Genomic DNA, 21,908 nt, shown 5'->3' on the forward strand with positions numbered 1-21,908 from the left:
TATGTTTAAGGCTACTTTCTGCGGCGTTTAGTTGGTGCTCTTTGCCCCGTAATGCGCTTTTTATCGCGATCTTTACGGGCTTTATTGGTGTTTTTACGGTTATCTTTAGGGGGCTTGTTTAAATCAGGCTCGTAACCTTCTAGCCATTGTGGTGTTAAACGGGTATCAAGTAGTACTTCAATTTCTTCCAGTAACCATTGCTCATCAATACTTACCAGCGACATGGCAAGGCCTTGCTCGCCAGCGCGACCTGTACGGCCAATTCGGTGTACGTAATCTTCTGCTATGTAAGGTAGCTCAAAATTTATTACGTATTTAAGCGCGGGAATATCTAAACCGCGGGCAGCTACATCAGTGGCAACTAATACACGCGTTGAGCCTTCTTTAAAGTTTTGTAATGCACGGTCGCGTGCACCTTGCGATTTATCGCCATGGATAGACTCAGTTTTTAAACCGTCTTTACACATTTCTTTGGCAAGTTTATCGGCCATTTGTTTTGTACGCGTGAATATAAGTACTTGGCGCCAATTTTTCATGCCAATCATGTGTGATACAAGCTCACGCTTTCTATCTTCATCAACTGCGTAAATAACTTGCTCTACTTCCACGGCGGCTGAGTTACGTTTATCAACTTCAATCAGCTCTGGGTTTTTAAGTAGTTTTTTACTCAGCTCAAACACGCTGTCATCAAATGTGGCTGAGAACAATAAGGTTTGGCGATCGCCTGGAATGTGGCGCAAAATACGTTTTATTTCATCAATAAAGCCCATATCCAGCATACGGTCGGCTTCATCAAATACTAACGAATCAACACTTGAAAGCACCACACTGCCTTTAACGATATGATCAAGTAAACGCCCAGGTGTTGCGACTATCACTTGCGCCGTTTTAAGTGCTTTAATTTGCGGGCCAATACTTGCGCCGCCATACGCTAAAGCGCCTTGAATATTACTGCCTTGAGCGTATTTTTCAAAGCTTGCAAATACTTGCTGAGCAAGCTCACGTGTGGGGGTTAAAATAACTACTCGGGCTATACCTGGCTCATCTTTTTTTGGTGTATTTAAAAGCTTATGTAGTAGTGGTAATACAAAGGCGGCTGTTTTACCTGTGCCTGTTTGCGCACTGCCCATTACATCGCTGCCCGCTAATATGTGCGGAATAGTTTTAACCTGAATGGCGGTAGGCGTGGTGTAATTATTTTGCTCAATTGCTGTTAGTAATAACGAATCGAGTTTTAGAGATGAGAACGATGTGGCAGACATAGGCTTAGCTTTAAAATAACAAAGAGCACCATTATACCTGAGCTTTAGCAATAAAAAAGGCGCTATAAATAGCGCCTTTATTTAAAATAAACTTTAAGCCGGTTTTAAGGTGGCTTTTCGCTCATTATAAAACGCGATTAAGTCATCAACCGTTGCTTGGCAGTATTCACGAATACCCGACACCACCATGTGCTTTTCACCAAAACCGACTTTTTCGCCGTTTTCTAGTAAATTAAAGCGCAAGGTAATTTTGCCGCGCTTACCTGTGTACTCAAAACTTGGCTCAGCAAACTCAAGCGTTGGCGCTTGAATATTAATGTTATCAAGGTTAATGATCATCGACTCGTAAATAACCATAGGGCGCGCTGGGTTAATCATTACATCTTGCTTGCCCATTAGCGGAATAATTACGTGCGGAAATGCAGCACCAGAAAACTCAACATAGTTTTTTATTAGGCTATTTGTAAGTGTTGGGCACTTGCTGGTTTGACCTTCGCGTTTTACCTTTAAAATTACTTTGTCGCCGTTGGTTACATCAAACTCATCAGCCCCTTGTGGAAAGTTAAGTTTAGTGTTTTCGTCAACCATACCGGCAAAGGTAAATTCCATTCGCTCACTTATACCGTAGCGGTCTAATACTAAAGAAAAAAGTAAGTCTCCTGGCGCGCAAAACTTTTTGGCATCTTTATCATGAAGTGGGTTGTAATCATCGGCAACGCACTTTGCGAAACGACACCCTTGCTCACGAGAGATAGAAACATAGTCAGCATGCTGCTGAAAGTAAGGACTTAACATAGATTGTTCACTGCTTAAACTGCTTATAACCTGCCCATACTACCAGAAAAAATTTAAAGAGAGGTCGAATCACTTACAAATTCATACAATTAACTTAAGGGTAAATATTGCACATACCTGTTTTAGTTAGTAATTTAGGTACCAAACTTAAATAAGGGACTAATTATTATGTTACGTGTTTTTGCAGCAATAAGCGTATTCACTGCTTTAACTGGATGCTCAAACGTGACTTTTCATACCGATATAGATAACGATGTTTTATCTGAGGAAATTGGTACGTACGTTAAAAAACGAGATTTACAACAGTTTTATAGCGACCAAGAAGCACACGAAAGTGGCGCCACACTTTTAGGCCGAATTGAAGGCGAAAGCTGCAATGGAGATGGTAGAGGCAACAGTAGTATAAGCTACAATCGCTCTAAATCAGAGTCTATAGATTTACTTAAAGCAGATGCAATGCGCAGAGGCGGTAACGCCTTTACTATAAATTCTTGTCGCGAAATATCTGTATCGTATTGTGACCTGTCTGTTTTATGCAGCGGACAGGCCTACGACTATTAATAAATTATATATTAAGCGCAAAACTAAGTAGTACGCGCTTTCCTGACTCAATTTTAGAAACGCTGTGCTCGTACTTGTCGGGTCTAAATAGATACACGCGGTTAAACCAATTAATAATGCATTTTGAGCATTTAAAAACCCCACCCGCTTTGGGTTTTACGAGTACAAAATTAAGTTTGTAGTAACGCCCTTGCTGCACGGGGTCTATATGGCTCATTACGCTGTGGTTTGTAGGGTAAGTAACTAGGTTTATTGAAAAGGCATTACTGCTAAATAAAGCTTTGTTTTTTACAGGTGCAATCATGCTGCCTCCTTTTAATTTACATGCAGCATTGTAGCATTTGCTAAAGCGCCACTGCTTGCGCTAAACGATATCAAAACGCGATGACATATAGCCAAACAGCCTGAAACAAAAAAGCCGCGCTTAATTAATAAGCGCGGCTTTTTATAAAGTATGACTAAAGGTTATGCACTTGGGTATGTGCGGTACGCACGCTCAATATTTTTAGCCTGCTTTTTAGAAATACCTAAATGAGCAAGTGCAACACGTAAACGCGCACGTGATAAGTCTGAGCCTAAAATTTCCATTGCATCAAGCACTGAGGTAGATGATGTTTTACCCGTGATTGCTACAAATATTGGCTCTAAAAAGTCTTTAATTTTAAGCTCGTGGAATGTAGCAACTTCTTTTGCAATGGCAAAAATAGCTGGCTTATCGAAACTACGTAAACCTTCAAGCTGCCATACAAAAAACTGTAGCGCTTGGCGTATTACGTTTTCGTCAGCTTTGCCCGCTGTTAACAGTGCTGGGTCGTAAGTTGGAATGCCGCCTACAAAGTGGCCTGCTAAGTCAACCATATCCGAAAGCGTATTAATGCGCGTTTTAGCCTCTGGTAATACTTTAGCTAGCATTTCGCCATTAAACTTCCAATCAACAAAGCGCTGTACAAGTTCTTCATCTGTAAGGTTTTCGCGGATCCACATGCCGTTTAACCAGCTTAATTTTTCCACATCAAATACTGGGCCGCCCAGTGATACACGCTTCATGTCGAAGTGTTCAATCATCTCGTTAAGGGTGAATTTTTCACGCTCATCTGGCATTGACCAACCCATACGGCCTAAGTAGTTAAGCACGGCTTCTGGTAGGTAACCCATTTCTTTATAGTAATTAATAGACGTTGGGTTTTTACGCTTAGAAAGCTTTGATTTATCTGGATTACGTAATAATGGTAAGTGGCCTAATACGGGGGCTTCCCAACCTAAATCTTGGTAAAGTTTTAATAGTTTAGGTGCTGAATTAATCCACTCTTCGCCACGGAAAATATGGCTTATTTGCATGTGGTGGTCATCCACTACGTTTGCTAAAAAGTACGTTGGAAAACCATCGGCTTTTAATAGCACTTGCATGTCTACGTTTTCCCACGGGATTTCAATTTCATCGCGTAGGTAGTCGTTAAACTTAAAGGTGCCTTCGCTAGGTATTTTCATGCGTATAACGTAAGGCTTCCCAGCAGCTAAGTTCGCTTTAATTTCATCTTCTGTGAGGTTTAAACCACGACCGTCGTATTTAGGGCGCAGACCTTGTGCCATTTGCTCTTCGCGCATTTGGTCAAGCTCTTCGCTGGTTGCAAAACAATAAAACGCTTTACCTTGCTCAACTAATTGGTGCGCGTATTTTTTGTATAAATCGCTACGCTCAGATTGACGGTAAGGGCCAAATTCGCCGCCTACATCAGGGCCATGATCCCACTCAAGACCTAACCAACGCAGGCTATCCATAATCGCTTGTTCTGACTCTGGCGTGCTACGAACCTGGTCTGTATCTTCAATACGAAGTACAAACTCGCCGCCTTGTTGTTTAGCAAAACAGTAGTTAAATAACGCAATATAAGCGGTGCCAAGATGCGGGTCACCTGTTGGAGATGGGGCAACACGAGTACGGATTGTCATGATAATGTCTCTTTTAATAAGTGAGATAAAAATTAAGGGGGTCGTTTAAGCCGCTACTTTATTTAAGTAAGCAATAATATCGTTAGATTCGTACAGCCACTCTACTTGGCCATTTTTTTCTATACGTAGGCATGGCACTTTAATTTTGCCGCCTTGCTCTAACAGCTCTTGACGAAATTGTTGATTATTTTTTGCATCACGCGTTTCTATTTTTAAGCCTTCGCGCTTAATTGCACGGCGTACTTTTACGCAAAACGGGCATGCTTTAAATTGATAAAGTTTAAATTGTGAGGTTTGCTGATCAAGCTGCGCTTGCACATCGCTTGCACGCTTTTTACTGCGAGGAGTAAATACAAAATTAAAGAATAAAATTATACAACCTAAAAACCAACGAACGAATTTCATGTTTGTGCCTGCCTACAACAATTTAAGGAGCCAGATTTTAGCACAAATTCACAATCAAAAAAGCTCAATACTATTATCGGTGGTCACTTCTTCATTTACCTCAAGCTCGCTATAAGCAGTCACTTTATTACGGCCGCTATTTTTAGAATGATACAGCGCCATGTCGGCTTGGTGCACTATGCTAGATACAGTATCAATACTTGCCAACTCTAAAAAGCCAATGCTAATTGTAAGCTGCCCAACTTGCGGAAAGGGGTACTCAGCAATATTTGAGCGCAAACGGTTAAGTGCTATATGTGCTTGTGCCTCGGTTTTGGTTTGAAATAGTACCGCAAACTCCTCGCCACCATACCTAAATACGTAGTCTTCTAACCTAAAGTTATTTTTTAGCAGGCGCGCCACAAGTAAAATAACCTCATCCCCTATGACATGGCCGTAATTGTCGTTTACGCGTTTAAAGTGATCGATATCTGCAATGGCTAAATACCATCGTCGCTTTTCGTTTGTATCATCACGGGGTAATAAAAAGCCTTTGCCTGAGACAATTTCGATCACTTTTTTATCAAAGGTTTGTCTATTTAAAAGCTCAGTTAAGGGGTCTAAACGCGATTTATGCAGTAGCCCTAGCTGGTTGGCATAAATATTTAAAATATGCACGGCGAGCATTGTGGTGGTTTGCGCTAACTCTGTTGTGGTTTCTATTAGTAATATGCCAATTACTTTTCCAAAGTAATACACTGGCACATACGTTGTTACTACACCTAAGGCACGGCTTACTCTTATTTTGTTTTGGGTTACTTTATTAAGCAGCGCTAACGCTTCGTTAGACTCTAATACTTCAAGGCGAGTGTCGCTGTTTATAAGCGTAGGCGGTAATTGCGCACTAAAGTGTTTATTAATATAAATAGCAAAATTTTCAACTTCGAGCAGGTCGCCAATAATCTGTACTAACGACGTATCTAAATCACTTTCTTCTTCTTGCTGAGTTAGATTGATTATCCATTCGTGCCCGCAATTGTTTGCCTTCATTAGTTTACCTAAACTGTTTTAACTTCAATCAGTTTAGACAAAACTATCAACTTTGCTAAATAATTAACCAATACTTTTTAATTAGGGCGCATTCACCTATGTGGATTAAAGTTTGTTTTACTAAGCACTATAAAAAACTAAAGTAAAACTAAGTCGTCTCTGTGTAGCACCACAGCACCACTATCAAAGTCGAGTAGCTCGCCTATTTGCTCTGAGTGAGCACCTTTAATTTTATTTACTTCAACTTGGTTAAAGCGCGTTAACCCTCGTGCAATAACATGGTTATTGGTGTCTATTAAATCGATTAAGTCGCCCCGCTCAAAACGGCCAAAAGCATTGGTTATGCCTTTGGCTAATAGGCTTGCCCCTTTGTTTTGTAGTGCAGCAATAGCGCCTGCATCAATCATAATTTGGCCGGTACTTTTAGGCCCAGCCATTAGCCACTTTTTACGGCCATCTTTTGGTGCAGTAAGCTTTAAAAAACGCGTACCGGGTAATTGCTCGCTCATACATTTTAAAATAACATTATTTCCAGCGCCTTTTGCAATAATAACCTCAACCCCTGCGCGCCTTGCTACGTCGGCGGCTTGTAGTTTTGTGGCCATACCGCCGGTGCCTAAATTTGTACCGCTACCACCAGCGAGTTGGCGTAATTCATCATTTATATGAGTGACTTCGTCAATTAGCTTTGCATCCGTATTGGTTCGCGGATCGCTGGTAAATAAACCTTCTTGGTCGGTAAGCAGTAATAGCTTGTTGGCATTAGCTAAAATAGCTACAAGCGCCGATAAATTATCATTATCGCCTACTTTTATCTCGCTAGTTGCTACTGCATCGTTCTCATTAATAATAGGCACCACATCGTGGCTTAATAACGCATTTAAGGTGTCGCGCGCATTTAAATAGCGTTCGCGGTCATCTACGTCGGCACGGGTAAGTAACATTTGCCCTACGTTTATCCCATACAAGGCAAATAAGCTTTGCCAAATATGTATAAGCTGGCCTTGCCCAACGGCTGCCAACATTTGCTTATCTATTAGGCCGCGGCCACAGGGTTTAATTAGTTGTTCGCGCCCCGCAGCAACCGCGCCACTTGATACTAATATAACTTGGTGGCCTTGCTTTTTTAGTTCACTACATTGGCGAACCAGCTCAACCATATGGGCTTTGTCTAACTTATCGGTGCCGCCTGTTAGTACACTTGTACCAAGCTTAACAACAATTACCTGTTCCCTACGCATTATTATTTACTATTAAAATTAAAGATAAATAAACTTATACCAGCTCGGTATTTTTGAACAAGTTAAAATTATTCATGCTAGGATCAGCGTTAATTTAATTTGATAAAATTTCATTTATGCCAGCTAGTTTATGCCTAATTATTGCCACCTTTTTATGGGGCAGCTCCTTTATTGCGCTTAAGTATGCTATTGCCGTTTACGACCCTGCATTAGTTATATTCTTACGCATGTTAACCACCTTAGTTTTATCGCTTTGCTTATGGCGTTATGTAATTCGGTTTGAGTATTTAAAAGGCGATTGGAAGTACTTATTAGGTATGTCGCTGGCTGAGCCTTGCTTGTACTTTTTGTTTGAAGGCCACGCAATGGAATACACCTCGGCCTCTCAGGCGGGAGTTATTGTTTCGTGCTTGCCTATTATTGTGGCATTGATGGCGTTTTTTATGCTTAAAGAGTATATCAGTAAAGCCATTGTGATTGGGTTTACTCTATGTATTGGCGGCAGTATTTTACTTACTTTGCTTTCACCCAATACTGATCAAGCCCCTAATCCATTATTGGGTAACTTTTTAGAACTTATGGCCATGGTATGCGCGGCGTTTTACACCATTAGCATTAAGCACTTGGCCAATCGTTACTCGCCGTTAACGCTAATTGCTTTACAAGGTATAAGCGGTAGTGTGTTTTTTGCACCATTTTTGTTTTTTATCGACTTACCAAGCGAAAACCAGCATGACCTAGCCGCCCTTATGAGCATTTTGTATTTAGGCTCGTGCGTCACCCTCGGTGGCTATGGTATGTATAACTATGCAATTGGCAAAGTATCAGTGTTAACTGCTGCGGCTTACTCAAATTTAATTCCTATTTTCACGCTTATTTTATCAGCCATCATTTTGGGTGAAGTGCTCGATTTTTGGCAATGGGTGAGTATATTTATCGTGTTTGCAGGGGTGATGATAAGCCAACGACATCAAGAGCTGGTGGTCGACATACCGCTTAACGAAGCTGGTGATGACCCTATCAACTCAGCCGATACAAGCCATCTTAAATCAGTGCCCGATGCCAACGAGTCAAAAGGGTAACAGGTTAATAAGTAAAGCCCAGGCGTTTGTAAAAACGCCTGTTGGGATTGATGAATAACCTCAATCCCTTTCACTTTATAATGCTGAATTACGCCATTTTGCAACTGCAGCGTAAACGTTTCCCCCACTTTGGTGTGTTGTAAAAATGCAAAGTGAGTGTCGTTGTGACCCGCTATTAACGCACCGCCTTGTGCATCGCCAAGCTTTGCCCCCGGCAAAAAGTGGCTTGGTGCAAATGCTAAATTACGGCTACTTGCTCCTGCTAAAACGCTAAGCATTTTATTGTACTTAGGCCAGCTAAGCTGCGCTGTAACAAAGGTATCGGCGTAAAACCACGGTTTAACGCGAGCGTTTGGCGTAATAAGGGCCTCTTGCCAGGCCTGCTCTATTAATACTTGGGCAAGCCATGCCTTAGCTTGCATATAAGCACCATGAGAAAACAACCCCAACCCAGCAATTAATAAGCCTGCACTTAGCCACTTATTCATTTAAATGCCCGAGTTAATTTTACCGCGCCAAACCCGGCTAACAAAATACAGCCCAGCAGGATGTAAAGACGGCTTTGTCCATCGGTTTGCGGTAAACGCATAGCTAGCCCGTGTGGCGCTGCGTTTTTAGCTAGTGCAGTTTGCTTTGCAGGCTCTTTAGTTTGAGTGTGTTCAATAGCTATAAAGGCCGTAAACGGGCTAAGTAATTGATGCGTGAGCGCAAGGCCTTGCACCTCATTTTTAACTGCCTGTCGGTCATTATACAAAAGCAATGATTTAATTTTTTGGCGCGCCCACAGCTTATCAATCCCTTTTGCGTTTGCGCTATTTTGTGCGCTTAGTTTTATATTTAAGGGGCCTTGAGCAGTTTGCCCATTAAGCGTAATTCGACTCGAATCGTTTAGCTTTATAGCCACCATTATTGGCTCACCAAAATATAAATCGGGCAAGGGGGAAGGCCAAAAATCTAAACTATTACCACTTTCATCGCTCAGTGCTAAATTAGTGATAGCTGGGTGAGCAAGCTTATCAAATAACTGCTGCATTTTAGGCTGCACTTCATGTGTGCTACCTATAAACGTAAACGACCCTTTACCTATATCTGCAGCACGGCGCATAAAAAAGCTATTAGGTGCACTACCAATACCGACAGTAAATAAACGGCTATCGCCCAATTTACGCTGAATATTTTTAAATAAGGCGTCTTCATTACTTACACTGCCATCCGTTAAAAATACCACTTGGCGTACAAAGCCTTCAAAACGGCTACCATCAAGGACAGCATCAAGGGCACCTTGTATTTCGGTGCCGCCATCCGCCTCTAAGCTATAAATAAAGCGCTCAGCACGGCGCAAATTAAAATCGCTGGCAACGAGGGGGTTATCGCTCATGGGGGTAACCACGTTATCAAAGCCAATAATGTTAAAGCTGTCGTCGCTATCGAGTAAAGAAAGCGCATAAAACAGCGCCTTTTTAGCTTGCTCCATAGATTGCCCGTGCATAGAGCCTGAGGTATCTACAACAAACACCATTTCACGTGGTAGGCGCTGCGTTTGCGTAAAGTGATCTGCAGGTGGCATTAGCATAGCAAGTCCGTATCGGTCGCCGTTTTCAAACTGCTGAGTAAAAAATGCTGCCTGAGCGCTTTCTTTTTGTAGCGGTTTAAACTCAAGTACAAAATCGCGATTTATAGTTTTTTGCTCATTTAAAGCAACCGTATATTGGCCAAATGCTGGGTTATGAATGTCTACGTTATGAAATTTAGAATTTATCTCTACCAGCTCCAGCCCTACGTCTATGTCTATATTTAAGCTAAATTTGCTATCGGGTGCATCATCTTGGCTTTGCTCTGAGCTTTGTATATTGTAAACAGGGTTTAACCAGCCGCTCGGTGCCTGATTTAATACGGTTTTGTCGGTGTTACTTTGCCCAACTTCACCACTAATTGCATGATAGCGCGGCGTAATAGTTGTAGGAAAACGAACCGCAAATGTACCACTGCTGTAATTAATAATTTCTTGATACTCAAGCTCAACAATAACCTGCTCGCCAGGGCCTATATTTGCCACATTAGTAATAAACATATTCGCGCGCTGCTGGCGCACAAGTGCGGCTTGCTTGCCTGCCTTTTTTGCCGCTTGGTATTTTTTTTCGGCCTCCACTTTTTTATCTATTTGACCTTTAATGACCCGCTCACCTATGCGCATCGTCATTGCATGAACGGCGCTTTCATCAGGCAGCGGAAACACATAACGCGCATTTACCGCAAACAGATTATCGTTTTGATAAGTTTGCTTAACGACCACATGGTTAATTAAGCCGGTTAAAGTCATGTTTGCGTCACTTTTTAAAATAATGGCTGGCGCTAAAGGCGCACCGCCACTGTCAAAAAGTTCAAGCTTGGGCGACTGTGCACGGCTATTAAAACTAACCAGAAGCACACTCACTAAGAAAATAAAAATGCTTACTTTAGTAAGCATTTTGGTTGGGTTACTCAACATAAAATCACTCCATCAAACGCTTAACTTTACTCAAATAAAAATGGTTTTAGTTACTTGCCGTTTGGCCATTTACCGGGTTTATTGAGCGAGTAGTCAGTGTTACGCGTCTATCAAAAAAGTTATCTTCAATTGTGTTGCTACTTGCTAATGTATGCTGCTCACCAAAGGCCTGAGCACTTAAACGTGTATGGCTAATACCGTGCTTTATAAGGTAACTTTGCACTGCGTTTACACGTTTTTTAGACAATAAAAGATTCGCTTGCTCATCACCGCGCTGATCGGCAAAACCACTTAAATCTAACGCTAGTTGCGGCTGGTTTTTTAACAGCACCACAAGCTGGTCTAACTGGGCAGCAAAGTGCGGGGCAATAACACTTGAGCCTGTTTTAAATTGTACTGTCATGGCAAGTAAGTTATTTATTTGCGATTGTGTTAGCTGCTCATTTTGATTAGTGAGTACTTCTAACTGTTGCTCAAGCCTATTGTTGTGATTAAGTACGTGCATGTAGTCGCTGGTTTTTTCCTGCATCAGCGTAATCGCGCGCTGTTGCTGGGCTATTTTGTCATCGGCCACTTTTGAATCACCAATTAAGCCCCCGGCAAATGCGCCAATAAAGGCACCAATTGGCCCACCAACGACACCACCAATAATGGCGCCTGTACCTAAGCCAATGGCGGTTTCTTTGTGTGCTTCTTTAGAAGGGGTGTTAGCGGCTGACGCAAATGCAGGTGTACACACACTGGCTACTAGCGTTAATGCGATTAATATCTTCTTCATGATGTAATCCTTAAACTTGTTTTAATTTGCGATGTTTTGTTTTGATGGTTGTATTAAAACAGCTACAAGTGGCAACAAAGGGGAGCAAAAATGGCAAAGTACTGAGCAATTGTGGCAAAAAAATGGCAATTGCCTTTTTAACCGTACATAGCTGAAAAACTTCGATATAGTGCGTTTTAAAATAAATAAGGGTGAGTAGAATGAAAAAAATAGCCATCATTGAAGATGAAACCGCCATCCGCGAAAACTATATTGAGATGCTTAGCGCTCAAGGTTACCAGGTAAGTGGTTTTGCAGATCGCGCCAGCGCAGAGAGCGCATTTAAAGACGCCCTACCCGATTTAGCCATTGTTGATATTGGTTTAGGCCACGAAATAGACGGCGGTTTTTTACTTTGCCAAACTTTGCGTACGCTTTCTAAAACACTGCCTATTATTTTTTTAACTGCACGCGATAGCGAAATAGATACCGTATGTGGCCTGCGTATGGGCGCCGATGACTACCTAACAAAAGATATTAGCTTAGCCCACTTGGCTGCGAGAATAGGCGCGCTATTTAGACGCATGGAAGCGCTTGAGCAACCCGCCGATGCCAATGCATTAATTACACGCGGCCCGCTTAAGCTCGACACCCAGCGCATGCAGGTATTTTGGCAGCAGCAATTAGTTGATTTAACGGTGACCGAATTTTGGATGCTGCACTCCCTTGCGCAGCGCCCAGGCCATGTTAAAAGCCGCAACGATTTAATGAGCGATGCAAAAATTTACGTAGACGACAGCACTATTACCTCACATGTAAAACGCATTCGTAAAAAGTTTATGGCACTTGATAGCCACTTTGACTGCATAGATACCGTGTACGGTATGGGCTACAGGTGGGAGCAACGCTAATGTTACGTTTTGGCCTACGCAGTAAATTTATACTTCTGTCGTGCTTTTTGTTTTTACTGCCGTGGCTTGGTTACGAGTACGTATGGGAAATGGAAAAGTTTTTACGCCAAGGCCAAGAAAAAACCCTCGTAGGCACCACACGCGCGCTTGCCACCGCTTTGCACGAGCGCCCAGCACTGTTTGATGAGCAAACCAATTTTTTAGATCAGGTAGTAAAAGGGCGCGACTTATATGCGTACAACCTTAAAAATCCCATTCAACTTGATGGCAAGCTGAGCGACTGGCAAAGCTATCAACCACTTTTTTGGCATTACGATAAACGTTATTTACAAAAAACGCAGCGCAATCACCAAGCCAGTGATTTATCGTTTGATCATATGGTTGGCAAATTTGATAACTATTTGTATGCGGTGTTTAAAGTCACTGACGATCATCTTGTATATCGTGCTAAAAATAGTTTAAGCATTACGAATAACGACCATTTAAAAATTGGCCTAAAAAGCCCAGGCGGCGATTTTAATACGTACATTATTGCCCCACGCCAAGATGGCTGGGTAAATGCGTTTAATGCGAATACCAAAACACCGTTTACAAAAATTCAGGGCTATTTTATGCGTACTGAATCGGGATATAACGTAGAGCTGCGCTTTCCCATTAATATGCTGGGTAACAAGCTAGGCTTTGCCGTGGTCGATATCGACACAAAAAAAGCGCCGTTTGATTCTAAAACAATGTCGACTTCTAATTTAAATAACCCCAGCGATTTAGGCTCGGTATTGGTGCCCTCACCCGAAATTAATCGAATTTTAAAAGGTATGGGCCACAGCGGCAGCCGTATTTGGGTGGTTGATAACCATCATCGCGTATTAGCGCAGTCGGGCACAATTCAAAATGCCGATGGCGTATGGGCCGACGGGCTTAAAAACCAGCCGCCTAAAAATGCTTGGCAGCGCTTTGAGCAAACGTATTTACACCCGCTTTATTATAAAATTTTAACTCGCCCCGAAAACGAATTTTTAGATACCCTACACGATGTCGCTTCAATGCAAGGTACGCATTTAGCTAAAGCACTCAAAGGGCAACCAGCGTCGTCTTGGCGGTTAACCCCCGACAGTAAAGCCGTTATTTTATCGGCGGCTTACCCTATTTGGATTGACGACAAAGTCATTGGCGCAGTCATCGCTGAGGAAACCACTAACGGTGTACGCACACTGCGTAATAAATCGCTCGAAAAGCTCTTTAACGTTATTTTAGCGGTGATGCTAATTGGTACTGTGACGTTGTTCTTTTTTGCTTCGCGTATTTCGAGCCGTATTAGACGACTGCGTGATACCGCAGAGCAAGCCATTGACGCCCAAGGGCGCATTACCGGCAGTATAAATTACAGCGACTCAAACGATGAAATTGGCGACCTTTCACGAAGCTTTGCCAATATTGTTGGCCGATTAGGTGGGTACACTAACTATTTAGAAAATATGTCATCGCGGTTATCGCACGAACTACGCACGCCGGTGGCTGTGGTGCGCTCATCACTTGAAAACTTACAAAGCCTGCCACAAAACGAGCTAAGCCAAAAATACTTAGAGCGCGCCAGTGAAGGGGTTGAGCGCTTAGGTAAAATAATAACCACCATGAGCGAAGCCACACGCCTTGAGCAAAGCATTCAAAGCAACGAGAGCGAGCCGTTTGATTTACAAAAGGTCATTAATGGCTGCATGCAAGGCTATCAGCTTACTTACCCTGAACAATTATTTGAGCTTGATGTATGCCAAAACCCTTTACCTATGCAAGGAGCTCCCGAATTTATAGCTCAGCTACTAGATAAGCTTATTAATAATGCGCTGGAATTTAGTGAAGCCAATACGGCTATAAATGTAGGCCTTAAGCAGAGCGAAAATAAAGCAATATTAACAGTGAGTAATACAGGCCCCGTACTGCCTGAAGGACTAACTGAGCATATTTTTGATTCTATGGTGTCGGTGCGTAGTCAGCAAATGCAGCAACAACCACATTTAGGGTTAGGGCTTTATATTGTAAGGCTAGTATGTGATTACCATAACGGCAGTGTCACTGCGCAAAATAACCAGTGCGGTAATGGCGTGGTATTTAAAGTAACCCTGCCTTTACAAAACTAGGCTGTGCATAAAGTAGCGCCCTGCTGAGTCGCCCTTATTTTTTGCACAGTGATTACAATTTACTACAACTTAAAATGTAACTATTCACTTTTAATTCAGTCGAACAGCCATACCCTGAGCGCTAATTAAGGAGAATAGATCATGAACAACCCACTTGAGCGTGAAGAGATCGAATTTATTTTTGATTTATACAGGCCCCAAGAGCAAGCACCTAGCTTACCTTCAGAGCCTGCCACCTCTACATATAAAAACTTACGACAGCCAGAACAAGTTAAAAACGAAGGCGTGTCTGAATACCTCAGCTAGGGCTTTGCCTATTGCGTTGCTTGCTCGTGTTGTAAAAACGCTTTGATGCAGTTTATTTCTGCCAGCTTTACCTCTTCGCCTATTTCTGGGCCTTTTTTGCCATTTTTTAGTGCAGTTTGCACTACCTGCTTTTTATCCAATTTTTGTAATTCATTAAAAATTGCACGCAGCTTAGCTCCTTGCGGATAGGGCTTATCTACGAGCGCTTCTCCGCGCCCTTGCGCATCACATTGGCATGCCTGGGTAAACGAAATAAAGCGCTCAGGGTGCACTAGAGCATTTAAATTAGTGACAATTAATTTATGAATCGTTTGTGGCCTTAATTGCTCAAGCGTATGGCATAAGGTGTGATTATCGCTGGTGAGTACGCCAATATCGCGAAAGCGGTTAGGCACTTTTAAACGCTCACAAAACTTTTCTACTACGGCTACCCCTTCGCGCTCATGGCCGCGTAAATTACCGCGTTTTTTATAGCTCAGTGCCTTGCCAAAATCATGAGTGAGTGCCGCAAACCGTGTTTCTAAATTAAAGTTTAAATCGGCAGCGCGCCTAAGTACCAACATAGTATGAACAAGCACATCGCCTTCGGGGTGGTGATTGGCAGGTTGCGGTACACCGTCCATTTGCTCTATTTCAGGGAAAATACCTAAACCATGCAGTGCTTGAAAATACAGTTCTGGGTGTTTTTCACCCAGTGCTTTTTCGGTTTCAAGCCATACGCGTTCGGGCACTAAATGATTAAGCTCACCTTTGTTTTTAAGCTCGCGCATTAATGCATACGTACTTGGGTGAATACGCCACTCACTTCCGTAACGCGCCAAAAAACGCGCTATGCGTAATACCCTTACAGGGTCTTCTACAAAGGCCTCTGTGGTATGGCGCAATATTTTATTGTGTAAATCGCTTTGGCCATTAAAAGGGTCAATAACGGTGCCGTTTTCATCAAGCGCCATTGAGTTTATAGTTAAATCGCGCCTTGCAAGGTCTTCCTCGAGCGTAACATGAGGACTGGCGTCTACCACAAAGCCGGTATAGCCTTTACCACTTTTTCGCTCAGTGCGACCCAAGGCGTATTCTTCTTTTGTTTTTGGGTGTAAATAAACCGGAAAATCACTTCCTATAGGCACAAAACCAAGCGACTCCATAGTTTGGGGTGTTTCGCCTATAACAACGTAATCGTTATCTTTTGATGCTATATTAAGGAGCTGGTCGCGTACCGCGCCACCAACAAGGTAAACTTGCTTAAGGTTGTGTTTCACTGTTTATCCTAATCACACTGGGTGGTTATTTGATATTGATCATACCATTAAAATAGCCATTGTTTGCCAAGCTTACATAAGCTCATTACAATAGCGCTTTATTTAAAGCCGCAGCCTTATACTCAATGAAAAATCATTCATCAAAAAAAGAACTTATGCTACTGCCTATATTACTTGTGGTTATTGTAATGTGCGTGGCGGGACACTTTTTACTACAGGCTAACTTTCAAGATAGCAACATGGTTGAATACATGTTGGCAGCGCTACCCTTTGCGATGTTTACCCTAGTTATTGTGGCATTTAAAATGGCGGCTAAAAGCGAAGCCAATGAGCAAAGCGAGCAAGACTCTTAATTTTACTATTAAAGAATATAATACCCAAACCAATCAGGCTTTATTGGCTGAGCATGCCCACTTGGCGTAAGCTTGATATTTAATTGGCTGTCGAGTAAATCTATAGCAAAGCAGTCATCTACATCATGTAAATCATCTTTATGAATATGGCTAAGCCCTGCAAGCAAATCGCTTTTAGCGCGCTGCTTGGCCTCTGCTGGGCTACCGGCAACATACAAGGCAAAGTCGTGTTGCTCAGCCATAGAGTCACTTCTGTAAGCGCCTAAATTAACAAAATACAGCTGCTTATTTTGCTCAACGTAAGTATCAACGAGTTCTACTTTATAACCGTCGATATGGTTAACTGCCATGTAGCTGTCCATATGCACATTGTTTTTATCGCCCACCCATTGGCTTTTTAGTTTTGAGTAGGTTTGCTCAATGCTTTGACCTACAACAAAGCGAATATCGTGCATTTCTATGTGGCAGCCTTGAATTCGCCCGCCTAAATACACCATAAATAACTGCATTTAATTACCTTACTTTTAAATTACACTAAATTATCGACATCAATATTGTGTTTTTTTATTAATTTATAAAAATCCGAACGATTACGTTTGGCAAGTTTTGCGCCTTCGGCTACGTTACCACCGGCCATTTTAAGGGTATTTATCACATAATCGCGCTCAAACTCTTTTTTGGCATCGTTTAAAGAAAGCGGCTCTGCACTGGCCTCGTTTGAGTTAAGTGCGTTTAACACTAAGTGTGCAGAAATTACCTCGCTGGCGCTTAATGCGACCACTTGCTCTACAACATTTTCTAACTGGCGAATATTCCCAGGCCAGTCGTAACGTACCAGTGCATGCATGGCATCGTTTGCAAAGCGCTTTTCCTTTTGGTTCATACGTTTAGCAATACTTGCGCTAAAGTGTTGGGCAAGCAAGCTTATATCTTCGCGGCGCTCACACAGCGGCGGCAATTTTAAATTAACAACATTTAGTCGGTAGTATAAATCTTCCCTAAATTGTTGATTGCTAATCGCATCGGGTAAATTTTTATGCGTGGCCGATACAATACGCACATCAATAGGAATTTCTTCTTGAAAGCCTACGGGGCGAATCGTTTTTTCTTGTAGTACACGCAGTAACTTAACCTGTAAGTTAAGCGGCATATCGCCAATTTCATCTAAAAATAAGGTGCCGCCTTGCGCTTGCTGAAACAAACCTTGGTGATCTTTCACCGCCCCTGTAAATGCGCCTTTTTTATGGCCAAATAATTCTGACTCTAAAAGCTCCCCTGGCACTGCACCACAGTTAATAGCCACAAAAGGCCCTTCACTTACATGGCTGTGTTGATGAATCGCCTGAGCCAGCAGTTCCTTACCTGTACCGCTAGCACCAGATATAAGCACATTTACTTGGGTTGGCCCCAATAATTTAACTTGCTCGAGCAGGTGTAACATAGCGCCACTGCGCGTGACTATATTACTTTTTTGAGGTGACTCTTCTGCGTTTACGCCATGTATTTCAATGGCTTTGGCTAGGCTATCAAAAAGCTCATCTTTATCTACCGGTTTTGTAATAAACGCAAAAATACCTTGTTTTGTCGCCTCAACCGCATCGGGAATAGAGCCATGCGCTGTCATCATTATTACCGGCAGTGCTGGGTAGCGGCTTTGTAATTGGCGATGCAAGGCCATGCCGTCCATTTCGTCCATACGCAGGTCTGTTATAACTGCATCAAACACGTGGCTTTTAAGAACTTGCAATGCAAGTATGCCGCTTTCACAGGTAGTTACTTCGTACCCTTTAGACTCGATTCTTAGCGCGAGTAATTTAAGTAAACTTGCATCATCATCAACAAGTAATACTTTTGCACCTTGTGCTGTGTGTGTTGCCATGATTACTGCTCCTTCGTGTCTTCGCGTAGTAATAACTGTTGCTCTATGGTGGCTAAAGACGATAACGTTTGCTGCATTTTGTCATTTAACGCCTGCTGCTCTTTTAGCGCATTGATTTGCCGAGTAACATGCTGCTTTTGAAGCCATAAATATTGTTTAATAGGGTCTGGCCAAAAGTAGGCTAAATCGAGTTTTTGCAAGCGCGCCATTACCTCTTCGGGTGCGCTTGAAGTATTAATACACATATATTTAAAAAAGCGTTTTAGCTCTTTTTCACCTAAATAAGTGTGTAGGCTTGGTTTTACTTTAAAACCACCACATTGATTAGCATGCCATGCAACAACGCGTGCTGCGCTGGGGTAAACGGGGTCACTTTTAGGACGCTTTTTAGGATTTGGCACCGCATTTTTTGCAGGCGCAACCTCCTGTGACACAGCTGCTGTTTGCGTGTTATTTGTTGCACACCCAGCTAAAATAACCGCACTACTGAGCACACATAAAATAGCTATTAAACGCGTACGCATGCTATTAAACTCCTTGATTAATTAAAGGTATTTTTATTGTAAATAAGCAGCCTTTGGGCTGGTTATGCTCAACACTGAGCTGACCTTGTAACTGCTCAACCGACTCTTTTACTATGGTTAAACCTAGGCCACTGCCTTGCAGCGTAACATCTTTATTATGCTTACCTTGGTAAAATGCGCTGAATATTTGGGTTTTTTCTTGCTCTTTAATACCACAGCCTTCATCGCGCACTTGTATTGTTAGTCGCTTTTGCTCAAGCGCTAAGGTTACATCAACGCTTTGCCCTGTATTTGAAAACTTTAACGCATTAGAAATGAGCTGAATAAGGGTCATTTCTATTAGCTCTGCGGGTAATGCAAGTGTCTGTTTTATTATGCTGTTGTGCCAATTTAAGCGTTGCTGCTTAGCCGTTAAACGGTGCTCAAAATGGCTGTTTATTTTATTTATTAAATTACCAAATTCGACCTCGCTAACACTGTCTTTACTGGTTCTGATAGCGTTATAACTAAGTAAGCTGTCAATCATAGTGCGCAGGCGCACCATTGATTGGCTAATAAGCTCAAGCACAGCTTGCTGCTCTTTTGTAATGGGCCCCACTATTTCATCACGAAGTAAATCGGTGCCCTCGACCATTGAAGCCAACGGCGTTTTAAGCTCATGGGTTACATGACGTAAAAAGGTATCTTTTTGTTGCTCGAGCATATGTAGCTGCTCTTGCACCCATTGTAGTTTTTCGCCCAACTCCACCAGCTCACTGGAACCTTGCACCGCTATTTTTTGCTGCCAGTGGCCTTGCCCTAGTTTATCTATTACCGACGTAAGCCCTTTTAAACGTTTGCTTATGCGCCATAAAAAGCCCCCGCCCACCAGTAAAGTAAGCGGAATAAGCGCCACTAACCAGTTAATAAACGAGCTTTGCAAAGTGCTTAGCTCATTTTGATTATTTTGAATTTGCGCCGCATTTGTATCACGCAACCACACAGTAAGCTCTGCTACTAAATCGCTAATAGGCACGAACAATGCTGCATCTTGTTGGTTGTTTTCAATTAGCGCTTGATGAGTACTTCGTAAGGTTGCTGCTAAGCGGCGCCATTGCATAGTGTATTGCTGAGAGGTACTTTTTTGGCTGAGCGTGTCGATTGTTTGTAAGGAGGATTGCCATTTTTCGTTTATTAGCGTGTCGAGCGACTCGCTTTTTAAAACCCAATTTTGGCGAGTAGCTCGCTCTAGGCTATTTAGCTCTTGCTTTAAAAAATTGAACGACTTAGTAACTTGGTAATTATTACTGACAATAAGCTGGGTAACAGCGAGCTGTTTATTTAACGCATTTAAAAAAACAATCACCACTAAACTAAGTGGCAGTAACGACAGCAGCATGCTAATAATAAACTGACCTATTAAGTTAGGCCGCCAATTGAGCATTGCACGATACTTTTTAGCCAACGTTACAGGCATTATCATTTCCTTTTATTATTTTAAGCGCCCTATTTTAGTTACTTACCTTATACTCTCGCTGAATCAACTTCTATATTTAACCCAATATATCCACCTGTTGCCATTTTGCAACATGCTAACTCATTGATAACTATGTTAAGTACAGAGAGTACGTACCGTCTGTTGCAAAAATAACACACATTTAAGTAAAAAATTCCGACAAACGCTTCATAAAAACCATAAACCACTGATTTTAAATACTTATTTAAATTGGCACTATTTTTGTAATATTGAGTGCAACTTTAATCAATAAGGAAATTAAATGAACAACCGCTTTTTAGTAATTTTACCCATGCTGGCTTTTGGGTTTATGGGCACAGATGCAATAGCTATGGACGTTCAAGCTACATTTAATGAGCTAGATAAAGACAGTAACGGCACACTTAGCGAATCAGAAGCGGGAGAAGATGCCGTACTACACGAAAACTTTTCACAAATAGACACTAACCAAGATGGTCAGTTATCGCTAAGTGAATTCAAAAAGTTTATTCAGTAAATTCATTTAATAAGGAACATGATTATGAAACAACTTATCGCAGCATTTGCATTAATGTTTTTAGCCATTAGCGCCACGGCTTTAGCCTCTTCTGTAAATATTCGCTTTGCTCATTTAGACAAAGATATGGATGGAGCAGTATCACTTGCAGAAGCAAAGCAAGATAAAGAAGTAATGAGGCAATTTGCTGATTTGGATGAAAATGAAGACAAGAAAATTTCTAAAGAAGAGTTTCAAAACTTTAAACCATAATTAAGTTTTACTTAAGCTTTTACCTAGTAAAGTAGGTTTCAAAAGCATTTGCCATAATCCCTGAGGGAATGTGTAAACGGATTTATTGTTGGGAAGTTAAATTATGGCAAGTGCTTTTTTTATTAATCTACAAACACTGTATGTTGGAAGGAAAACCATGAAGTGTGTTTTTTTTAGTGTTATCGCTATTACCATGATCAGTTTTAATGCTGTTGCATTAGATGTTAAACAGCGTTTTGATCACCTTGATGCCAATAAAAGCGGCTTTTTAACTGAAGACGAGTTAGAGCCTCAGCCTCAGCTACTCAGCACCTTTACTCGCTGGGATAAAAACCAAGACAAACAAATCTCGCTTCTTGAGTTTAAAGACTATTTAACCAATAACCTTTACTGAGTAGTATAAATATGAAGACCGTAAGCTATTTAGCGCTTGTTGCGCTGGGCATTTTTAGCGATGTAAGCCTTGGCCAAAGTACAGAAATTGCCGATAAATTTGAAAAGTTTGACCGTAACCAAGATGGCTTTTTAACCCGTTCAGAAACCGCCATTGACCCCGCTCTATGGTCGCGTTTTTCAAGTTATGATAAAGATAAAGACGGCAGACTTACCCTTTCTGAATATGGCCTATACGCCAGTAAGTAACTCTTTTTATATGCGTAAGCGCTAAATTTTTAACAGCCCTTACGCTTTTAAGCTATCTACCTCAACATATTGGTATTCTAAAAGTG

The 21,908-nt window shown here is 41.8% G+C and carries 25 protein-coding genes; 10 read left to right on the forward strand and 15 right to left on the reverse strand.

The genetic code is table 11. From position 1 onward, the window contains the following. Window positions 1-11: 11 nt before the first annotated feature. Complete coding sequence (locus AN389_RS04250; protein WP_055015129.1) at window positions 12-1,262, reverse strand: DEAD/DEAH box helicase; 1,251 nt, start codon at window positions 1,260-1,262, stop codon at window positions 12-14. Between the two features lie 93 nt (window positions 1,263-1,355). After that, on the reverse strand, window positions 1,356-2,057 hold the full coding sequence (locus AN389_RS04255; protein ID WP_055015128.1) for a DUF3581 domain-containing protein: 702 nt from the start codon (window positions 2,055-2,057) through the stop codon (window positions 1,356-1,358). 168 nt (window positions 2,058-2,225) lie between these two features. On the opposite strand from AN389_RS04255, the gene AN389_RS04260 reads away from it, so the two are divergent. Next, window positions 2,226-2,618 (forward strand): hypothetical protein, encoded by a 393-nt coding sequence (locus tag AN389_RS04260; protein WP_055015127.1) that lies wholly within the window; start codon window positions 2,226-2,228, stop codon window positions 2,616-2,618. Between the two features lie 4 nt (window positions 2,619-2,622). Here AN389_RS04260 and AN389_RS04265 read toward each other — a convergent pair whose 3' ends face one another. From AN389_RS04265 to proB, 5 genes are all read right to left on the reverse strand, one after another. Next, window positions 2,623-2,922, reverse strand: coding sequence for a hypothetical protein (locus tag AN389_RS04265; RefSeq protein ID WP_055017332.1), 300 nt, complete (start codon window positions 2,920-2,922; stop codon window positions 2,623-2,625). A gap of 161 nt (window positions 2,923-3,083) precedes the next feature. Further along, the gene (gene gltX / locus AN389_RS04270) at window positions 3,084-4,568 is read right to left on the reverse strand and encodes a glutamate--tRNA ligase (RefSeq protein WP_055015125.1); all 1,485 of its coding nucleotides are present in this window, start codon (window positions 4,566-4,568) and stop codon (window positions 3,084-3,086) included. A 45-nt stretch (window positions 4,569-4,613) separates the two neighbouring features. Next, window positions 4,614-4,973: a glutaredoxin domain-containing protein gene (locus AN389_RS04275; RefSeq protein ID WP_004586118.1), complete on the reverse strand. Its 360-nt coding sequence runs from the start codon at window positions 4,971-4,973 to the stop codon at window positions 4,614-4,616. 54 nt (window positions 4,974-5,027) lie between these two features. Next, window positions 5,028-6,002, reverse strand: coding sequence for a GGDEF domain-containing protein (locus tag AN389_RS04280; protein ID WP_055015124.1), 975 nt, complete (start codon window positions 6,000-6,002; stop codon window positions 5,028-5,030). 137 nt (window positions 6,003-6,139) lie between these two features. Next, window positions 6,140-7,243, reverse strand: a complete 1,104-nt coding sequence (gene proB / locus AN389_RS04285; RefSeq protein WP_055019316.1) for a glutamate 5-kinase — start codon at window positions 7,241-7,243, stop codon at window positions 6,140-6,142. Window positions 7,244-7,359: 116 nt separating this feature from the next. On the opposite strand from proB, the gene AN389_RS04290 reads away from it, so the two are divergent. After that, entirely contained in the window at window positions 7,360-8,325 is a 966-nt protein-coding gene (locus AN389_RS04290) for a DMT family transporter (protein ID WP_055017329.1), read from the forward strand. On the opposite strand, the gene AN389_RS20130 is transcribed toward AN389_RS04290, so the two are convergent. From AN389_RS20130 to pdsO, 3 genes are read right to left on the reverse strand one after another with little or no spacing between them, the layout of a single operon-like run. Then, window positions 8,214-8,813, reverse strand: coding sequence for a class GN sortase (locus AN389_RS20130; RefSeq protein ID WP_082430533.1), 600 nt, complete (start codon window positions 8,811-8,813; stop codon window positions 8,214-8,216). The two genes, AN389_RS04290 and AN389_RS20130, sit on opposite strands and share 112 nt — an antisense overlap. Then, window positions 8,810-10,813 carry a marine proteobacterial sortase target protein gene (locus tag AN389_RS04295; protein ID WP_055019317.1) on the reverse strand — a complete coding sequence of 668 codons (2,004 nt, stop codon included), beginning with the start codon at window positions 10,811-10,813 and terminating at the stop codon, window positions 8,810-8,812. Before AN389_RS04295 ends, AN389_RS20130 begins: the two co-directional genes overlap by 4 nt. 46 nt (window positions 10,814-10,859) lie before the next feature. Beyond that, on the reverse strand, window positions 10,860-11,591 hold the full coding sequence (gene pdsO / locus AN389_RS04300) for a sortase-associated OmpA-like protein PdsO (RefSeq protein ID WP_055019318.1): 732 nt from the start codon (window positions 11,589-11,591) through the stop codon (window positions 10,860-10,862). Between the two features lie 200 nt (window positions 11,592-11,791). On the opposite strand from pdsO, the gene pdsR reads away from it, so the two are divergent. From pdsR to AN389_RS20525, 3 genes are all read left to right on the forward strand, one after another. Then, window positions 11,792-12,481, forward strand: a complete 690-nt coding sequence (gene pdsR / locus AN389_RS04305) for a proteobacterial dedicated sortase system response regulator (protein WP_055019319.1) — start codon at window positions 11,792-11,794, stop codon at window positions 12,479-12,481. After that, window positions 12,481-14,616, forward strand: a complete 2,136-nt coding sequence (pdsS, locus tag AN389_RS04310; protein WP_055019320.1) for a proteobacterial dedicated sortase system histidine kinase — start codon at window positions 12,481-12,483, stop codon at window positions 14,614-14,616. Before pdsR ends, pdsS begins: the two co-directional genes overlap by 1 nt. A 141-nt stretch (window positions 14,617-14,757) precedes the next feature. After that, window positions 14,758-14,922 (forward strand): hypothetical protein, encoded by a 165-nt coding sequence (locus AN389_RS20525; protein ID WP_024033174.1) that lies wholly within the window; start codon window positions 14,758-14,760, stop codon window positions 14,920-14,922. An 8-nt stretch (window positions 14,923-14,930) separates the two neighbouring features. Here AN389_RS20525 and AN389_RS04315 read toward each other — a convergent pair whose 3' ends face one another. Next, window positions 14,931-16,181, reverse strand: coding sequence for a multifunctional CCA addition/repair protein (locus AN389_RS04315; protein ID WP_055019321.1), 1,251 nt, complete (start codon window positions 16,179-16,181; stop codon window positions 14,931-14,933). A gap of 125 nt (window positions 16,182-16,306) precedes the next feature. Between AN389_RS04315 and AN389_RS04320 the strand changes: the two genes are divergently transcribed. Further along, window positions 16,307-16,534, forward strand: coding sequence for a hypothetical protein (locus AN389_RS04320; RefSeq protein WP_055017322.1), 228 nt, complete (start codon window positions 16,307-16,309; stop codon window positions 16,532-16,534). A gap of 8 nt (window positions 16,535-16,542) precedes the next feature. On the opposite strand, the gene AN389_RS04325 is transcribed toward AN389_RS04320, so the two are convergent. The 4 genes from AN389_RS04325 to AN389_RS04340 are packed head-to-tail and all read right to left on the reverse strand — an operon-like array spanning window position 16,543 to window position 20,393. Further along, window positions 16,543-17,043, reverse strand: coding sequence for a DUF1543 domain-containing protein (locus AN389_RS04325; protein ID WP_055019322.1), 501 nt, complete (start codon window positions 17,041-17,043; stop codon window positions 16,543-16,545). A gap of 20 nt (window positions 17,044-17,063) precedes the next feature. After that, complete coding sequence (locus AN389_RS04330) at window positions 17,064-18,413, reverse strand: sigma 54-interacting transcriptional regulator (protein WP_055019323.1); 1,350 nt, start codon at window positions 18,411-18,413, stop codon at window positions 17,064-17,066. 2 nt (window positions 18,414-18,415) lie between these two features. After that, window positions 18,416-18,937 carry a hypothetical protein gene (locus AN389_RS04335; RefSeq protein ID WP_055019324.1) on the reverse strand — a complete coding sequence of 174 codons (522 nt, stop codon included), beginning with the start codon at window positions 18,935-18,937 and terminating at the stop codon, window positions 18,416-18,418. 4 nt (window positions 18,938-18,941) lie between these two features. After that, window positions 18,942-20,393 (reverse strand): HAMP domain-containing sensor histidine kinase, encoded by a 1,452-nt coding sequence (locus tag AN389_RS04340; protein WP_055017318.1) that lies wholly within the window; start codon window positions 20,391-20,393, stop codon window positions 18,942-18,944. Window positions 20,394-20,694: 301 nt separating this feature from the next. On the opposite strand from AN389_RS04340, the gene AN389_RS04345 reads away from it, so the two are divergent. From AN389_RS04345 to AN389_RS04360, 4 genes are all read left to right on the forward strand, one after another. Continuing rightward, the gene (locus AN389_RS04345; protein WP_004586103.1) at window positions 20,695-20,928 is read left to right on the forward strand and encodes a calcium dependent protein; all 234 of its coding nucleotides are present in this window, start codon (window positions 20,695-20,697) and stop codon (window positions 20,926-20,928) included. A 24-nt stretch (window positions 20,929-20,952) separates the two neighbouring features. Then, window positions 20,953-21,180, forward strand: coding sequence for a hypothetical protein (locus AN389_RS04350; RefSeq protein WP_055017316.1), 228 nt, complete (start codon window positions 20,953-20,955; stop codon window positions 21,178-21,180). Window positions 21,181-21,337: 157 nt separating this feature from the next. Beyond that, window positions 21,338-21,574, forward strand: a complete 237-nt coding sequence (locus tag AN389_RS04355; RefSeq protein ID WP_024033183.1) for a calcium dependent protein — start codon at window positions 21,338-21,340, stop codon at window positions 21,572-21,574. An 11-nt stretch (window positions 21,575-21,585) separates the two neighbouring features. Beyond that, the gene (locus AN389_RS04360; protein ID WP_055017315.1) at window positions 21,586-21,822 is read left to right on the forward strand and encodes a calcium-binding protein; all 237 of its coding nucleotides are present in this window, start codon (window positions 21,586-21,588) and stop codon (window positions 21,820-21,822) included. Window positions 21,823-21,908: the final 86 nt, after the last annotated feature.

It is taken from the genome of Pseudoalteromonas sp. P1-7a (genome assembly GCF_001401855.1).
Taxonomy (GTDB): domain Bacteria; phylum Pseudomonadota; class Gammaproteobacteria; order Enterobacterales; family Alteromonadaceae; genus Pseudoalteromonas.

Bases quoted from the DNA above. Each gene is read 5' to 3' on its own strand.
- AN389_RS04345 (WP_004586103.1), top strand. From the start codon at position 20,695: ATGAACAACCGCTTTTTAGTAATTTTACCCATGCTGGCTTTTGGGTTT.
- AN389_RS20525 (WP_024033174.1), top strand. From the start codon at position 14,758: ATGAACAACCCACTTGAGCGTGAAGAGATCGAATTTATTTTTGATTTA.
- AN389_RS04255 (WP_055015128.1), bottom strand. From the start codon at position 2,057: ATGTTAAGTCCTTACTTTCAGCAGCATGCTGACTATGTTTCTATCTCT.
- AN389_RS04250 (WP_055015129.1), bottom strand. From the start codon at position 1,262: ATGTCTGCCACATCGTTCTCATCTCTAAAACTCGATTCGTTATTACTA.
- AN389_RS04355 (WP_024033183.1), top strand. From the start codon at position 21,338: ATGAAGTGTGTTTTTTTTAGTGTTATCGCTATTACCATGATCAGTTTT.
- pdsR (WP_055019319.1), top strand. From the start codon at position 11,792: ATGAAAAAAATAGCCATCATTGAAGATGAAACCGCCATCCGCGAAAAC.
- AN389_RS04340 (WP_055017318.1), bottom strand. From the start codon at position 20,393: ATGCCTGTAACGTTGGCTAAAAAGTATCGTGCAATGCTCAATTGGCGG.
- AN389_RS04260 (WP_055015127.1), top strand. From the start codon at position 2,226: ATGTTACGTGTTTTTGCAGCAATAAGCGTATTCACTGCTTTAACTGGA.
- AN389_RS04350 (WP_055017316.1), top strand. From the start codon at position 20,953: ATGAAACAACTTATCGCAGCATTTGCATTAATGTTTTTAGCCATTAGC.
- AN389_RS04275 (WP_004586118.1), bottom strand. From the start codon at position 4,973: ATGAAATTCGTTCGTTGGTTTTTAGGTTGTATAATTTTATTCTTTAAT.
- AN389_RS04280 (WP_055015124.1), bottom strand. From the start codon at position 6,002: ATGAAGGCAAACAATTGCGGGCACGAATGGATAATCAATCTAACTCAG.
- AN389_RS04360 (WP_055017315.1), top strand. From the start codon at position 21,586: ATGAAGACCGTAAGCTATTTAGCGCTTGTTGCGCTGGGCATTTTTAGC.
- AN389_RS04265 (WP_055017332.1), bottom strand. From the start codon at position 2,922: ATGATTGCACCTGTAAAAAACAAAGCTTTATTTAGCAGTAATGCCTTT.
- gltX (WP_055015125.1), bottom strand. From the start codon at position 4,568: ATGACAATCCGTACTCGTGTTGCCCCATCTCCAACAGGTGACCCGCAT.
- AN389_RS04330 (WP_055019323.1), bottom strand. From the start codon at position 18,413: ATGGCAACACACACAGCACAAGGTGCAAAAGTATTACTTGTTGATGAT.
- AN389_RS04335 (WP_055019324.1), bottom strand. From the start codon at position 18,937: ATGCGTACGCGTTTAATAGCTATTTTATGTGTGCTCAGTAGTGCGGTT.
- AN389_RS20130 (WP_082430533.1), bottom strand. From the start codon at position 8,813: ATGAATAAGTGGCTAAGTGCAGGCTTATTAATTGCTGGGTTGGGGTTG.
- proB (WP_055019316.1), bottom strand. From the start codon at position 7,243: ATGCGTAGGGAACAGGTAATTGTTGTTAAGCTTGGTACAAGTGTACTA.
- AN389_RS04325 (WP_055019322.1), bottom strand. From the start codon at position 17,043: ATGCAGTTATTTATGGTGTATTTAGGCGGGCGAATTCAAGGCTGCCAC.
- AN389_RS04295 (WP_055019317.1), bottom strand. From the start codon at position 10,813: ATGTTGAGTAACCCAACCAAAATGCTTACTAAAGTAAGCATTTTTATT.
- AN389_RS04290 (WP_055017329.1), top strand. From the start codon at position 7,360: ATGCCAGCTAGTTTATGCCTAATTATTGCCACCTTTTTATGGGGCAGC.
- pdsS (WP_055019320.1), top strand. From the start codon at position 12,481: ATGTTACGTTTTGGCCTACGCAGTAAATTTATACTTCTGTCGTGCTTT.
- pdsO (WP_055019318.1), bottom strand. From the start codon at position 11,591: ATGAAGAAGATATTAATCGCATTAACGCTAGTAGCCAGTGTGTGTACA.
- AN389_RS04320 (WP_055017322.1), top strand. From the start codon at position 16,307: ATGAAAAATCATTCATCAAAAAAAGAACTTATGCTACTGCCTATATTA.